This is a genomic window from Desulfatitalea tepidiphila, assembly GCF_001293685.1.
GTDB classification, from domain to species: domain Bacteria; phylum Desulfobacterota; class Desulfobacteria; order Desulfobacterales; family Desulfosarcinaceae; genus Desulfatitalea; species Desulfatitalea tepidiphila.
Window position 1 is genome coordinate 572,272 of the sequence record NZ_BCAG01000006.1, and the last position, 14,333, is coordinate 586,604.

Below are 14,333 nucleotides of genomic sequence, written 5' to 3' on the forward strand. Positions count from 1 at the left end.
TCCCTGATGAAAAAAAAGGAAGCAAGATGCCGCAGGCCGTCTTCGTGACAAAAAGAAATGCATCAAGAAGTATGCCACCCACATCTTGTTGTTTTCATTGATGCCGCACACAACATGGCCGAACAGACGCGTGTGATTTATTACCCATGAGGAAATAATTTACACACCTTCAATGCGTCGTTGGCCCCAATGTAGCTGGCCGGCATGACCGCTGCCGGTCCGTCCCCTGGTCGCGTTGGACACGCGCTGAAATGGATCTTATCACTCGTGCCGCAGGGCGTCGATGGGATTGAGGCTGGCGGCCCGCAGAGCCGGAAAGTAGCCAAACAACACGCCGATGGCGGCGGAGAAGGCAAAAGAGAGCAGGTTGATTCCGGGACTGAACAGGTAAGGGATGTTCATCAACCCTGCGAGAAAAATGGAAGCGGTCGTGGCGAGCACGATGCCGACCAGGCCACCGAGACTCGACAGGACCACCGCTTCGATGAGAAACTGCAGCAGCACCTCCCTCTCCATGGCGCCGATGGCCAGGCGGATGCCGATTTCACGGGTGCGCTCGGTGACCGATACCAGCATGATGTTCATGATGCCGATGCCGCCCACCAGCAGGCTCACCGCGGCCACGGCGCCGAGCAGCATGGTCAGAATCCTGGTGGTGCTGGTGAGGGTTTCAGCGATCTGGCGGGTGTCCATGACGCGGAAGTCATCCTCCTCTATGTCGCCGATGTTGCGCCGTTCGCGCAACAACAGGATGAGCTGAGCCTTGGCGGCGTCGATGGCGGCATTGTCCCGCACCGACACCATGATCCGGTTGATGTCCTGGCTTCCGCTGAGGCGGCGCTGCACGGTGCGCAAGGGCATCACCACACAATCGTCCTGATCCTGGCCCATGGCCGACTGCCCCTTGGTTTTGAGCAGGCCGATCACCTCGCAGGCGAATTGTTTGATCCGGATGTCGCTGCCCACCGGATTCTGGCCGCCGAACAGCTTTTCACGCACGGTTTCGCCGATCACGCACACCGCCTTGCCGGCCCGCTCCTCGGTTTCGCTGAAGTCCCGGCCCGCCGCCAGTTCCCAGTTACCGGCCGGAAAATAGTCGTTGCTGGTGCCGTACACGACGGTGGACCAGTTGTTGGCCTGGTACACGGCGGTCACACTCTTGGTCACCATGGGCGCGACATGCTCGGCGGGGGTGATCTGCTCGCGGATGGCCTCCAGGTCCAAGCGTTTGAAGTTGGGGGCGCCCGAGCCGCCCGGTCCGAAACGCTGGCCCGGGATCACCATGAGCAGGTTGCTGCCCATGCTGGAGATCTGGTCGGAAACGGATTTTGTGGCGCCGTTGCCCAGGGTGACCATGGTGATCACGGCGGCCACGCCGATGACGATACCGAGAATGGTGAGAAAAGAGCGCATCAGGTTTCGCCGGATGGCGCGCAGCGCCAGGAACAGCGTATTCCATACCATCAGGTGTCCTCCCCCTTGCGCCGGTCGCTCTCCACCCGGCCGTCGACGAAGCGGATCACGCGCTTGGCATAGTCAGCAATATCAGGCTCGTGGGTGACCATGAGCACGGTGATGCCTTGATCACGGTTGAATGCCGTGATCAGCTCCATGATCTCCTGACTGGTGCGGGTGTCGAGATTGCCGGTGGGCTCATCGGCCAGCAGCACGTCGGGCCGGGTGACGATGGCGCGGGCGATGGCCACCCGCTGCTGCTGGCCGCCGGACAACTCGGCCTGGGTGTGGTGTTCCCAGCCCAGCAACCCCACCTGCTGAAGGGCGAGACGCGCCGCCTCATGGCGGGCGGCGGCCGGCTCGCGGCGGTAGATCAGCGGCAGCTCGACGTTCTCCAGGGCCGTGGTGCGCGACAACAGGTTGAACCCCTGGAAGACGAACCCGAGATAATAGCGCCTCAGAATGGCGCGTTGGTTGCGCGACAGTCGTTCCACGTGCACCCCCTGAAATTCATAACTGCCGCTGGTGGGGGTGTCGAGGCAGCCGAGAATGTTCATAGCCGTTGATTTTCCGGAACCGCTGGGCCCCATGATGGCGACGAATTCGCCGGCCTCGATGGCCAGATCGATCCCTTCGAGCGCCTTGAAGGCGGCCGGGCCACGGCCGTAAGTCTTGGAGATACCGGACAAACGGATCAGAGGGGCCGCACTCATTTCGAACTCCCCAGCGTCTCGGTGATGACCGGCATGCCGGCCTGCAGCGATCCGCCCGTGATCTCGGTCAGCCGGCCGTTGGTGGCGCCGGTCTGAACCTCGATCGCCACTGGCCGCCCCTCTTTGAGCACCCACACCCGCGGCCTGCCGTTGGGAGCCTTGGTCTGGGCCTTGGGTGTCTGCCGCGGCGGCCTTGGCATCAGCGCGCCGACCACGCCGCGGCTCGATTTCTTCGCACCCGCACCGCTTTCGGGCGGTGAGAAACGTAATGCGGCGTTGGGTACCAGCAAGACGTTTTCCCGCGTCAAGGTCGTGATTTCGGCAGTGCCTGTCATGCCCGGCCGCAACGAGAGATCGGCGTTGTCCACCGACAGCACGGTGAGATAGGAGATCACGCCGTCCTTTTCCTGGGATCCGAAACTGACCCGGGTGATCACCGCGTCGAAGCTGCGCCCCGGCCAGGCATCGACGGTGAAGACGGCCTTCTGACCGGCCTGGACCTGCCCCACGTCGGCCTCGTCCACATCCACCTGCAGTTCCATCTTCGCCAGGTCCTCGGCCAGGGTGAAGAGCACCGGCGCCTGGAACGAAGCGGCCACGGTCTGGCCCGGTTCCACTTCCCGGGCAAGGACCACGCCGTTGATGGGAGAGCGAATGCTGGCCTTCTGGAGATTGGTTTCGTCCGATTGTAGATTGGCCCGTGCCTGGGACACGCTCGCCCGGGCGCTGGCCGCATTGGCCTGGGCCCGTTTGAGATTGGCCTCGGCGGTGTCCATTTCGCTCTTGGACGGCACCTTGCCGCCCGAAAGCGCCGAAACCTGACGGAAACGCGCCAGAGCAGCGTCTGTTTCGGCTACCGTGGCCTCGGCCTGCAACACCTGCGCCTCGGCCGCGTTCAGATTGGCATGCGATTTGGCGACCGCATCCTGCAGCTTGGACAGGTCCAGGCGGGCCAATATCTGCTCCTTAGCCACCCGGTCATTGACGTCCACGAAGACCTGCTCGATGATGCCGGACAGCTCGCTGCCCACATCCACCTGATTGGTCGGCTGCAGGTTGCCGGTGGCCGACACCTTGACCACCAGGTTGCCGATGGCGGCCGGCTCGCTCTTGTAGCGCGTTTCGATCGACTGCTCTCCGGAACGCAAGAAGAAAAGAAAGATGCTCGCGATCATGATCAAAATGGTAGCCAGCCCGAACCAGAGGCGCTTGGTACGCCCGGCGGCATGGCGATCGACAAGGTGTTGCAGGTCGGGGTTCGGTCTGTTTAGAGAAGCATGGGAATCGTTCATGGTATGTCCTTGCCGTCTTCAGGAGAATTGCCGGGCGGCGACCAGCCGCCGCCCAGAGCCTTGTATAAGCGGATCAGCGCCAGCAGGCCGTCGGCGCGGGTATTGGCGAGGTTGTCCGACACGGACAGCACTGTACGTTCGGTGTTGAGCACGGACTGGAAATCGATCAATCCGGCACTGTAGTTCTGCCGCGCTAGTTCGGCCGCATTTTCGGCGGATGCAACGGCGGATGCCAGCGCCCGGGTGCGTTCATCATTGCGGGCGATGGCCACCAGCGCGTTTTCCACCTCCTGCAGGGCCGTGAGCACCGCTTGTTCATAAGCCACCAGCGCCTGCTCGCGCACGGCGTTCTGGATGCGCACCTGGTTGCGCAGGCGCCCGGCGCTGAACACCGGGGCGGTGATGCCGGCCAGCAGGGAAGCCGTGGCGGCCCCGCGATTGCCCAGCGCGCTGAGTTCCAGCGCCTCGACGCCGATGGATCCCGAGATTTTGAACGCCGGATAGCGCGCGGCTTCGGCCACGCCCACGCGGGCCGTTTCAGCCGCCAGTTTGCGCTCGGCGACGCGCACATCGGGACGTTGACGCAAGGTGTCGGCCGGGATGCCCACGGCGATCCGCTCGGGGGCGGCAGGCAGAGGTGCGGGATCGGCCAGTCGCCCATGCAGGGTTCCCGGGGGGTAGCCCAGAAGAATATCCAGGCGGTGTTCGGCCTCGGCCAGGCTGATCTCCAGGCTGGGGATCTGGGACCGCGTCTGTTCAAGATTGGTGCGCGCCTGTTCGACGTCCTGCAGGCCGACGAGTCCGGCCTGGTAACGCCACAAGGTGATTTGCAAGGTTTCGCTTTGGCTGGCCAGGTTGTCCCGGGCGATGCCGAGCCGGGTCTGCAGGGCGCGAACCTCCACATAATTCAAGGCCGTTTCCGCCGCCAGGGAAACCCGGGCGTCGTGAAGGTTCTCCACGGATGCCGCCAAATCGGCATCGGCAGCCTCGACGCCCCGGCGCACCCCGCCGAAGACATCCAATTCCCAGGTGGCATCGAACCCCGCGCTGTAGAGACTGCGCGTGTCGCCGCTGCCGGTCTCCTCGCTCGAACGACTGCGCCGGGCGGTGCCGGAAGCGGTCACGCTGGGATATCGGTCCGATGCGGCCACCGCACGGCGGGCCCGGGACTCACGCAGGCGGGCCTGGGCGTTGCGCAGATCGGGTGCGGCCTGCAAGGCTTCATCCACCAAGGCGGACAGCAGGGGATCGTTGAGTCCCTGCCACCAGTGGCTCAATGCCTCCGTACCGGCGGCATGCGTCACCGGATGGGCGGCCGGATCGACCCGCTGCCAGACGGCCGGCACTTCGAGTTCGGGGGGCACGTAATCCGGGCCGACGGTCATGCACGCCGTCAAGAGCACGCAGGCCAGCAGAATCAACAGGTGGTAAGGACGCAATGCATTCATACGGAAGAGTCTCTGGGTCTCCGGGTTGTGTGATCCGATGAAACGAACCTTTTACACCCCCATTTGTAAAATAAAAAGGGTTCTCGTGTTCGACGGTCCGGGCGTCGCCATCTGTTGCAACGTCGCTTGACACCTTTGGACGACAGCAGGGGCAAAATAGTTTACGATGTAATGTAGAAAATTCTTGGATGGGTGGGCATGCGAGCCCCTCGTCGTTGACACAGCCGTATTCAGGGCCGTCGAATGCCGAGTTTCCTCATGCGGCTCCGGAGGGTGCTGGGATTGATGCCAAGGACCCTGGCGGCGCCCCGCGGCCCCTCGATTCTCCACCCTGTCTCCTGCAGGGTCTGGACGATGAAATCCCGCTCCACGTCGACGAGGGACTTCGGCTGCGGGGCATCGGGTTCTTTGCACGTGTCGGTAAGATCCGAGGCAATGGTGGTGACGTCGAGGGGCTCGGCCAGCCGCAGCTCGGGGCCGTTGCTCACGATGACCGCCCTTTCAATGACATTGATCAACTCGCGTACATTGCCGGGCCAATCGTAGGCTTCGAGCGCTTTCATGGTATCCGGCGGAATGTCTTCGACGCACTTGCCAAAGCGTTTGCTGAATTTATCGGTGAAAAACTTCGCCAGCAAGGGGATATCCTCCCGTCGCTGCCGGAGCGGCGGGAGGGTCACGGGAAAGGCGTTGAGTCGATATAAAAGGTCCTTTCTGAACCGGCCCTGATGGACCTCTTCCTCGAGGTTTTGATTGGTGGCGGCGATCACCCGGACGTCCACCTTGACGGTGCGCGGGCTGCCCAAACGCTCGAATTCTCCGTCTTCGAGAATCCTGAGGAGCTTAGTCTGCTGTTCGAGGGGTAATTCGCCGATCTCATCGAGAAAAATCGTGCCGCCGTGGGCCAGTTCGAATCGGCCGATCTGCCTGGCGGTGGCGCCGGTGAAGGCGCCTTTTTCCCTGCCGAAGAGTTCGCTTTCGATGAGGTTCGCAGGCAGGCCGGCGCAGGTCACGTTCACGAAAGGCTTATGCCGGCGGTCGCTCTCCGCGTGCAGCAAGTGAGCGAATACCCCCTTGCCGGTCCCCGTCTCACCCACAAGAATCACGGTGGTGCTCGTACGTGCGACCTGACGGATCCGGTGCATGGCGTATTTAATAGGATCACTCGTGCCGATGATCTCTCCATGTCCCTCTTTCAGTTTGATCTCACCACGGAGGTAGATGTTCTCGGCTTCCAGTTTCTCCTTTAACGACTTGATCGTGTTGAAGGCTTTGCGGAGCTCTTTTTCAGCCGCATTGCGTGCTTTGACTTCCTTCCCCAATTGCACCATTTTGTGCTCGAGCTTATTCACCAGCCGTTCGTTATAGAGCTTGAGCATCTCGTCTTCCTGGAGGGGTTCAATTGGCAACGCCTTGTCGCGGCGCTGGGCAACGGCCATGACATCGCGGATTTCCGCCATCAAGGCATCCGGTTCGCATGGTTTTACGATGAAACGATCCGCACCGAGCTTGAAGGCAAGGGCCTCGTCCTTGGCGCTGGTATAGGTGGCGGTATAAATGATGATGGGAATGTGGCGCAGGGACTCGTCGGTCTTGATGTGCCGGCACAACTGAAAGCCATCCATGACCGGCATGAGGATATCGCTGATGATCAGATCTATCCGGCCGTCCGCAAGCCGTTCGAGGGCCTCGGCACCGTTCGCAGCCGGCCGCACCTCATAACCGCTGCCCTTGAGCAGCTGATCCAAAAAATAGAGGTTGTGTTCATTGTCATCCACGATAAGGACGTTCATCGTGTTTCTCCGCTGTCCGCTCCAACACCGGTCAAAAAAACCGCCGGATCTCCTCGGCGAATGTATCCGGGTTGATCGGCTTCTCGATATAGCCCGTGGCCCCGCCGGCCAAAATGCGTTCCCGGTCCCCTACCATGGCATAGGAGGTCACCGCGATAATGGGCACACCAACGAGTTCCCGATACCGCTTGAGCTCGGCCATCACGGCATAGCCGTCCATTTCAGGAAGCTGGATATCGAGCAGTATGGCCCTGGGCTTGTGGTGCAGCGCCAACTGAATACCGTCGAGGCCGTTGCGCGACCCGAGAATCGCAAAGCCGTTCTTTTCGAGCAAAAAAGTCATCAGGTATAAATTCTGTTCGTTGTCTTCGATGATCAGCAGCACGTCGCTCATGACCCTTCTCCTGAATTCAAAGGAAAGTGAACGGTAAACATGCTGCCTTGCCCCAAGCGGCTTTGCACTTCGATGACACCGCCCATCATCTCGACAAGCTTCTTGGAGATAGAGAGTCCCAGGCCGGTACCTTCGTATTTGCGGCCCAGCCGGACATCGATCTGGTGGAAGGGCTCGAAAATGCGCTGCAGGTGTTCGGGTGCGATACCGATACCCGTATCGGAAACCAACAGGCGGCAATGCCCGTTTTCGATGCGGCACGACACGTCCACGCTGCCCCTATCCGTGAACTTGACGGCATTGTTGAGGAGGTTGAGGATGACCTGTTCCAGACGACGCTGGTCCGTGGTTGCGGTGGCCACATCGTCTGCGATGGCCAGATTCAAATCGATGCCTTTTTTAACGGCCGCCGGTGTGACCAGTCGGACCGTCTTTTCAATTGAATCCCTCAATCCGAAAGAAGAGATCGAAAGCGCGAACTGGCCCGCCTCGATCTTGGAAATATCCAGCACGTCGTTGATCAGCGCCAGAAGGTGCCTGGCGCTGCCCTGTACCATGCCCATCTGTTTTTGCTGCTCGGGATTCAGAGGCCCTGCCAACCCCTGCAGCAAAATGCCGGTAAAGCCGATGATCGAGTTGAGCGGCGTGCGCAATTCGTGGGACATAATTGCCAGAAAGGTGGACTTGATCCGGTCGGCGGCCTGGGCTTTTTCCACCGCAGCGGCCAGTTCGGCGGTCCGCTGGACGATGCGCTGTTCCATCTCCAGGTTGATCTGCCTCAACTCCCGGGTGCGGGCATTCACCTGACGCTTTAAAAGGACACCTCCGGCCAGGCTCATCAAGAGGATAGCGCCCAAAACCCAGCCGAGTGTCGCAACCCATGCCGGCAACTCGTACTTGACATCCTCGGCGATCCATCGCTTCAGAGACCCATAATAGACCGATTGGGTGTTGCTTTTCATGTTTACAAGATGATCGTCAATGGCGTCCAGCAGGTGTTGGGGGACGGATTGTGATGCCGCGAAGAACAAATTGGAGGGGTGAAACACCACCGTGGTATCCTCCAAGCCATATTTTTGGGCGTGCATCAGTCCATAAAAACGGTTGGTAATGGCCGCATCGCATTGACGCGCGGCGACCATTGCGAATATGGTTTTATAGTCCGGCACCGGGGTGATGGTCGCATGGATCCCGAATCCCGCAGTGAGTCGGACGAAGGCGGCTTCCTGAACCGAGTGGTCTAAAACGGCAATTCGTTTTCCATTGAGGTCCAGGATCGATCGGATGCCGCTGCCCTTGGGGGCGTAAACCTGAAACCAGGAGGAGAGGACCGGCTGCTTGTGAAACGCATATATACGGGCCCGATCGGCGGTATAGGCCACATCGGGCATCAGATCGATGCCGCCTTTGGCCAGAAGGTCCAATCCTTCGGTCCATGTACCGATCACATAGCGAAGCGTCCAGTCTTCGCGCTCGGCGATGTGCTCGATGATGTCGATGAAGATGCCGGCGGGTTCGCCGGATTCCGAAACAAACACCTTGGGCGCATTTTCATACACGCCGACGGTCACCACCGGGTTGTCGGCCTTCGCCGATGACATCCCGGGGAAAAGCAGCATCAATATGAGAAATGACCGTATGGGCGATAGCCGGACGCGATGATCCGCGAGTTCAAAAAATGTCATCACACGGCTCCTGGTGAATGAAAGCCATGACGGGTCAAGCTGCTGGTCGTTTGGACGGACACGAAATATTGACGACACCGTAAGAAGTCCAATATCTGCGTTGCGCTCATTCCGTCGTCCTTGCGGCGTACCACAAGTTCGCCTCAGGACACGGGATTTCGCGCGCCTTGATCTTGAACTTCTTACGGCGCCGTCCGGCAACGACTTTTTACAAGTCCATCAAATATTACCACAAGTGATTTCAAAAATCGGATTTTTGAGATGGTTTGTAGTATGATCTTAAAAATTCATCAACATCCAACAGCTGATTACAACATCCCGGCACTGAAACGATTTGCCGGAAATTAGCTTATCAAGGAAATTGATGGCTATGTAAAACGTCGTTGTCGGACGGCGCCGTCAAAATTGAACGAGTGCCGATTGGGCTGCATATCAATGAAAAGATCACGAAACTGGATGTGGCGCGAGGGACTTGCCCTGGTCGCGGCAGCCGTCGTTCTCCTGTCGCCGGCACTGTGCCGGGCCAGCGAACCGGGGGGACAGGCCGCCGGCCAGGATGGCGCGAATGAAGTCGTCGAGGACCCGGCGTTCGCTGCGTGGTTGGCGGAGCTCCGCCAGGAGGCGCGAGGGAAAGGCATCTCCGAAGCCACGCTGAATGCGGCACTACGGGATATCGTACCGTTGGCCAAGGTGATCGAACTCGATCGCCGTCAGCCGGAATTCACCCAGACCTTCTGGGACTATCTGGAGCTGCGCGTCAGCGATGAGCGTGCGAAACTGGGACGCCGGCTGCTGGCCAGGCATCGCGCCCTGCTGAATCGAATCCAGGCCCATTATGGCGTGCCATCGCGCTATCTGGTGGCTTTCTGGGGCCTGGAGACCAACTTCGGCGCCCATATGGGCAGCTTCCCGGTGATCCAAACCCTGGCGACCCTGGCCTATGACCATCGACGCAGCCAATTTTTCCGGACCCAACTCCTGGATGCCCTGCGTATTATCGATCAAGGCCACATCCTGCCCGATGCGATGACCGGCTCATGGGCAGGTGCCATGGGGCACATGCAATTCATGCCGGCCACGTTCAATCGACACGCCGTGGATGATAACGGCGACGGCCGTATAGACATCTGGGGCAGCCTGCCAGATGCCTTTGCCTCGGCAGCCAACTATCTCTCCGATATGGGCTGGCGACCGGGCCAGACGTGGGGCCGCGAGGTGCGCCTGCCCGAGAACTTCGACCTGACGCTGGCAACGATGGAAAAAACAAAGGGCGTGGAAGAGTGGTCGGCTTTGGGTGTGCGGCGCGCCGACGGCGGCGCTTTGCCCAGGCGAGATATGGACGGTGCCATCGTGCTGCCCCAGGGCCGCAAAGGTCCGGCCTTTCTGGTCTACGACAACTTCCGGGTCATGCTGCGGTGGAACCGATCCATCAACTACGCCCTGTCCGTGGGCCATCTGGCGGACCGCATCGTCGGAATGCCGCCGCTTTCGACCGGCCGGGATGCGGCGCACGCGCCGCTGGCATACCAGGAGATCAAAGAGATACAGCAGCTTCTCAACCGCCTCGGATTCGATGCCGGCGCGGCGGACGGCTTGCCGGGCCCCCGGACGCGCGCCGCCATCCGCGACTTTCAACGGGCCCATGGCTTGCCGCCGGACGGCTATCCGGCGCCAGAGCTGCTCCGGGATCTTCGGCTCCAGGCACCGCCTCCCCCTCGTGAAGGGTAAAGAAAATACACAGGCCTGCACGCACACCGTGCCATATCCATTGACTCGTCCAATCAAATCGACATCAAGGAGGTTTTAGAATGATGGAAAAATCAATTGCAAAGGAAGTATTGAATCCACCCGGCTGGAAAAAACCACGCGGCTACGCCAACCTGGTCAAGACCACCGGGGGGACGACGCTGTTTGCCGCGGGACAGGGCGCGTTCGACGCCCAGGGCCATCTGGTCGGCGAGGGTGATATCTGCCTGCAATACGACCAGATATTCAAAAACGTGCAAGAGGTCCTGGCGCTTGGGGGCGCCCAAATGACCGACATTGTGAGAATGACAATCTATTGCACCGACCGTGATGCATTTTTCGCCAGAGGAAAGGAGTGCGGCCAAATTTTTAAAAAGTACTTTGGCGATTACTGCCCGGCCAGTACTTTTGTGGAGATCAACAAGCTGTTTGTCGACGGCATGCTGCTCGAAATCGAGGCGACGGCGGTCATCGGATAATCAGGCCGGTCGGGGACCCGGAATGCGGCGCGCCCTGCGTCCGGGAGCTCCGATGGTTCGAGAGCTCTTTTCGGCTCCGGCCTCACTATTTACTGAAAATGGATTGAGTCGAGGACGCGTGAATAGATCCGGACGATATGATGTTACCATTCGCAGGCTCATCGATCTGATCATGAAAATGACGCCGGATGAGCGCGGCCTGCTGCTCACAGAGGCGGAGCGCATCAAAACTAAACTGCGGGCCACCCGCAGAAATTGCTGCGTGCCGATTCTGCTGCATTATGCCGGAGAAGCACATCCCGCCACCGTGACAAACCTGAGTTTTACGGGCGCATTCGTGGAATGCTACATTCCGGTGAAAATCGGAGATGCGGTCACCGTTGACTTCAAAAACATCGACGGTTGTTCCGATCTGAAATTAGATGCCCGCATCATTCACGCAAACACATGGGGAATTGGCATCCGTTACAACACCGTGCGTTCCAAGGCGGCGCGTTTTCTGCAAAGATGCTTGGACGAATTTAGGTAGTCTGTTTTTGATCACCCCGAGCCGGGCTTAAATGGCTTTCATTCAGACTACTGTTGATGCGTCGCCGTTCGGATTCGTCCCACCGCCCATACGCATGAGCCGAATCGGTCAGGCACCCGCCAACATCGATCGGCTGTCCCGCCCCATTTTGAGCAGGCTGACGATCAGCACCGTGAATTCGAGGCGTCCGAGAAACATGGCGAAAATTTCGGCCCACAGGGCGGCGTCCGGCATTCCAGCGGACGTCACGCCCACGGAAAGGCCCACCGTTCCGAGGGCCGAAGCGAACTCGAAGAGCGCGTCGCCCAGATCGTGCCCGCAAGCGCACAGGACCATGACGCCCAGCAGGTAGGTGACCAGGTAGAGAAATACGAAAACCGCCACCTGGCGCACCCTGGCGTCATCCACCGCCACCCGATGGGTGCCCTCCTGAATCGAACAATCGATGACGGCGGTGCGCGGGAGAAGGGAGCGCCTGATTTCCCATACGAACAGCTTGCAAAAGAGATAGAACCGGAACTGCTTGATGCCGCCGGCCGTGGAGCAGGTCCCACCGCCGATCAGCATCAGCAGGATCAACAGGAATAGGCCGACGGCGTTCCAATGCATGCCGCTCACGGTGGAAAATCCGGTGGTGGTCAGAGCGGCCACAGTTTCGAAAACAGCGACCCGGAGCGCTTTTCCAGATTCAGGCCCGAGCTGGGACTCGGGCTGGAACCCAAGCTGAGAATAGACCTCCTGGCTTGTCAGCAGGAACAGGACGGCCGTGGCCAGGGGAATGAGGATCACCATCAGGCGGACTTCACCATTTTTCGCGACGAAACCGAACTTGCCGCGCCAGAGAAACCAGGCGGTCACGAAGCTCAGGTTTCCGAGCAGCATGAGCGGCAGGCTGACCGCCTCTATGACAGGTGAATCCCAGTGGCCGATGCTCTCCGCGCGCGTCGAAAACCCGCCCGTCGACACCGCGGCAAAGGCATGGTTGAGGGCATCGAAGGCCGACATGCCGGCCCACCAGTAGGCCAGCGTTCCGGCCAGCGCATAAACCGTATAGATGGTCATAACCAGGCGGGCGGATCGGCGCACTTCGGGGACGAGTTGCTCGCTTCGTCCTTCGGCGCTGGAGAGGCCCACGCCGGTAGGGCCCACGATGGCCGACATCATGATGATGGCCAGTCCCGCGCCGCCGGCCCATTGCATCACGCTGCGCCACAGCAGGATCATGGGGCTGGCGCGGGTCACGTCCACGACCGTCAGCCCCGTGGTGGTCCATCCGCTCATCGACTCGAAAAGGGCCCTGGAGAAGGTCAGCTCCGAAAGCATGACAAATGGCCACGCCGAAAAACCAATGACGGTCATCCAGCTCAAGAGAACGATGATGCCGCCCTCTTGAATCGACAGGGAGACGTCTGCCGCGGGGCGGAAGATGCGCCATAAGCCAGCCCCCAAAAGGGCGCATGCGGCGGCCGGAAAAAGGAACGCCGGTGCCTGGGCGGCCTGATCCGGATGCACGGCCAGGACCAGAAGCGGCGTCACCATCAACCCCCCGGCCATCAGAAGGATCACGCCCACGGATGAAAGAATCGCCGCGTATTGACCTTTGAGATATGCTTTTTCCCGCAACACCTATCCCCTATTTGCGATCCCCCATGAGCACCTCGATCACGGTGTCATGGTTTTCAGGCAGGGTGATCAGCACCAGGCGGTCGCCGGCCAGTAACTGGGTGCCCCCCCGGGGGACGATCGGCCGATCGTCCCGAATGGCGACGGCAACCAGGGCATCGTCCGGCAGGACGATGTCCTTCAAAAACTTTCCAGCCACCGGGGCATCGCGGTCGAGCACCATCTCCGTCACATTGACCCGGCCTTGGCCGACCGGCAGCAGAGTGATGATCTGCTCCAGAGATGCCCGCTCTTCGATCAACCGGCTGACGATCTGGGTGGTCGAAAAGGCGGAAACCCCCAACTTCTCGAAAATCGGCTCGTTGTCCGGATCATTGGCCAGGGCGATGGCCCGGGGCACACCGAACTGCATGGCGGCCAACTGGCAAATCACCAGATTGTCTTGATCATAGGGGGTGATGGCGAACACCACGTCGGCTTCCCTGGCACCGGCCTCCTTGAGGATCATGGCATCGCTGCCGTCACCGCAAATGACCAGCGCGGAAAGCTTCCGGGCCAATTGAACGCACTCCGCCGGGTTCCGGTTGATGACAACCACTTCATACCCCTTGGCCTTGAAATGACGGCATAGGAAATAGAGCGTCTTGCCGGCACCGACGATGAGAACCTTCATGGCAGCCCCTCTTCCGGTACTGCCCCACCGCCGGCCACGCTGCCGACCAACGCCGCGGCGACCAGTGCTGTCGGGCAGACGGTCTCAATGCCATGCTGTTTGTAAATCTGCTCCCGACGGGGATCGAAAACCCTGGCCAACACATGGGCGACGTGGAACAGTTTGCCGGCGATCTGGGCCACCATCAAGTTGACATTGTCCTCCCGCGCTGTGGCCAGCAAGACATCGGCCTCGTCCAGCTTGGCCTCCCGAAGCACCGCCAATTCGGTCGCATCCCCCACGACGCGAAAACCACTGAAATCGGATGACAGATCGCCGAACGTCTCTTCGTTCGAGTCGATCACCACGACCGAATGCCCCGCGCGGCTCAGGTGGTTGGCCAGGTAGGACCCCAGGCGACCACACCCGACGATCACGATATAAAGGCTCTCCTTCATGTCCACCACTGTCCTGCAAATGGTCAAAAAAACGTGCGACGAAAATAGGGGTGCAATATGGAAATG

The 14,333-nt window shown here is 60.2% G+C and carries 13 protein-coding genes; 3 read left to right on the plus strand and 10 right to left on the minus strand.

Annotated elements, in window-relative coordinates; genetic code table 11:
- Positions 1 to 261 precede the first annotated feature (261 nt).
- The 7 genes from DFT_RS22480 to DFT_RS22510 form a co-directional block, all read right to left on the minus strand.
- Positions 262 to 1,464 carry an ABC transporter permease gene (locus DFT_RS22480; RefSeq protein ID WP_054033528.1) on the minus strand — a complete coding sequence of 401 codons (1,203 nt, stop codon included), beginning with the start codon at positions 1,462 to 1,464 and terminating at the stop codon, positions 262 to 264.
- Positions 1,464 to 2,168: an ABC transporter ATP-binding protein gene (locus tag DFT_RS22485; RefSeq protein ID WP_054033530.1), complete on the minus strand. Its 705-nt coding sequence runs from the start codon at positions 2,166 to 2,168 to the stop codon at positions 1,464 to 1,466. Before DFT_RS22485 ends, DFT_RS22480 begins: the two co-directional genes overlap by 1 nt.
- Positions 2,165 to 3,460 carry an efflux RND transporter periplasmic adaptor subunit gene (locus tag DFT_RS22490; protein ID WP_054033532.1) on the minus strand — a complete coding sequence of 432 codons (1,296 nt, stop codon included), beginning with the start codon at positions 3,458 to 3,460 and terminating at the stop codon, positions 2,165 to 2,167. Before DFT_RS22490 ends, DFT_RS22485 begins: the two co-directional genes overlap by 4 nt.
- Positions 3,457 to 4,908, minus strand: a complete 1,452-nt coding sequence (locus DFT_RS22495) for an efflux transporter outer membrane subunit (RefSeq protein ID WP_054033534.1) — start codon at positions 4,906 to 4,908, stop codon at positions 3,457 to 3,459. Before DFT_RS22495 ends, DFT_RS22490 begins: the two co-directional genes overlap by 4 nt.
- Before the next feature lie 230 nt (positions 4,909 to 5,138).
- Complete coding sequence (locus tag DFT_RS22500; protein ID WP_054033537.1) at positions 5,139 to 6,701, minus strand: sigma-54-dependent transcriptional regulator; 1,563 nt, start codon at positions 6,699 to 6,701, stop codon at positions 5,139 to 5,141.
- 31 nt (positions 6,702 to 6,732) lie between these two features.
- A complete protein-coding gene (locus DFT_RS22505) occupies positions 6,733 to 7,095 on the minus strand; it encodes a response regulator (protein WP_054033539.1) in 363 nt (120 codons plus the stop codon).
- Complete coding sequence (locus tag DFT_RS22510) at positions 7,092 to 8,780, minus strand: ATP-binding protein (protein WP_054033541.1); 1,689 nt, start codon at positions 8,778 to 8,780, stop codon at positions 7,092 to 7,094. Before DFT_RS22510 ends, DFT_RS22505 begins: the two co-directional genes overlap by 4 nt.
- A 435-nt stretch (positions 8,781 to 9,215) precedes the next feature.
- Between DFT_RS22510 and DFT_RS22515 the strand changes: the two genes are divergently transcribed.
- From DFT_RS22515 to DFT_RS22525, 3 genes are all read left to right on the plus strand, one after another.
- Positions 9,216 to 10,508: a lytic murein transglycosylase gene (locus tag DFT_RS22515; protein WP_083453716.1), complete on the plus strand. Its 1,293-nt coding sequence runs from the start codon at positions 9,216 to 9,218 to the stop codon at positions 10,506 to 10,508.
- Positions 10,509 to 10,588: 80 nt separating this feature from the next.
- Positions 10,589 to 11,005 (plus strand): RidA family protein, encoded by a 417-nt coding sequence (locus DFT_RS22520; protein WP_054033545.1) that lies wholly within the window; start codon positions 10,589 to 10,591, stop codon positions 11,003 to 11,005.
- Between the two features lie 22 nt (positions 11,006 to 11,027).
- Positions 11,028 to 11,534, plus strand: coding sequence for a PilZ domain-containing protein (locus DFT_RS22525; RefSeq protein ID WP_083453717.1), 507 nt, complete (start codon positions 11,028 to 11,030; stop codon positions 11,532 to 11,534).
- A gap of 108 nt (positions 11,535 to 11,642) precedes the next feature.
- On the opposite strand, the gene DFT_RS22530 is transcribed toward DFT_RS22525, so the two are convergent.
- The 3 genes from DFT_RS22530 to DFT_RS22540 are packed head-to-tail and all read right to left on the minus strand — an operon-like array spanning position 11,643 to position 14,267.
- On the minus strand, positions 11,643 to 13,160 hold the full coding sequence (locus DFT_RS22530; RefSeq protein WP_439950919.1) for a TrkH family potassium uptake protein: 1,518 nt from the start codon (positions 13,158 to 13,160) through the stop codon (positions 11,643 to 11,645).
- A 7-nt stretch (positions 13,161 to 13,167) separates the two neighbouring features.
- A complete protein-coding gene (locus DFT_RS22535; RefSeq protein WP_054033552.1) occupies positions 13,168 to 13,830 on the minus strand; it encodes a potassium channel family protein in 663 nt (220 codons plus the stop codon).
- Positions 13,827 to 14,267 (minus strand): potassium channel family protein, encoded by a 441-nt coding sequence (locus DFT_RS22540; protein ID WP_054033554.1) that lies wholly within the window; start codon positions 14,265 to 14,267, stop codon positions 13,827 to 13,829. Before DFT_RS22540 ends, DFT_RS22535 begins: the two co-directional genes overlap by 4 nt.
- Positions 14,268 to 14,333: the final 66 nt, after the last annotated feature.

Coding starts and splice junctions, on each gene's coding strand:
- DFT_RS22540 (WP_054033554.1), bottom strand. CDS start 14,267: ATGAAGGAGAGCCTTTATATCGTGATCGTCGGGTGTGGTCGCCTGGGG.
- DFT_RS22495 (WP_054033534.1), bottom strand. CDS start 4,908: ATGAATGCATTGCGTCCTTACCACCTGTTGATTCTGCTGGCCTGCGTG.
- DFT_RS22505 (WP_054033539.1), bottom strand. CDS start 7,095: ATGAGCGACGTGCTGCTGATCATCGAAGACAACGAACAGAATTTATAC.
- DFT_RS22485 (WP_054033530.1), bottom strand. CDS start 2,168: ATGAGTGCGGCCCCTCTGATCCGTTTGTCCGGTATCTCCAAGACTTAC.
- DFT_RS22480 (WP_054033528.1), bottom strand. CDS start 1,464: ATGGTATGGAATACGCTGTTCCTGGCGCTGCGCGCCATCCGGCGAAAC.
- DFT_RS22525 (WP_083453717.1), top strand. CDS start 11,028: ATGCGGCGCGCCCTGCGTCCGGGAGCTCCGATGGTTCGAGAGCTCTTT.
- DFT_RS22520 (WP_054033545.1), top strand. CDS start 10,589: ATGATGGAAAAATCAATTGCAAAGGAAGTATTGAATCCACCCGGCTGG.
- DFT_RS22490 (WP_054033532.1), bottom strand. CDS start 3,460: ATGAACGATTCCCATGCTTCTCTAAACAGACCGAACCCCGACCTGCAA.
- DFT_RS22515 (WP_083453716.1), top strand. CDS start 9,216: ATGAAAAGATCACGAAACTGGATGTGGCGCGAGGGACTTGCCCTGGTC.
- DFT_RS22510 (WP_054033541.1), bottom strand. CDS start 8,780: ATGACATTTTTTGAACTCGCGGATCATCGCGTCCGGCTATCGCCCATA.
- DFT_RS22500 (WP_054033537.1), bottom strand. CDS start 6,701: ATGAACGTCCTTATCGTGGATGACAATGAACACAACCTCTATTTTTTG.
- DFT_RS22535 (WP_054033552.1), bottom strand. CDS start 13,830: ATGAAGGTTCTCATCGTCGGTGCCGGCAAGACGCTCTATTTCCTATGC.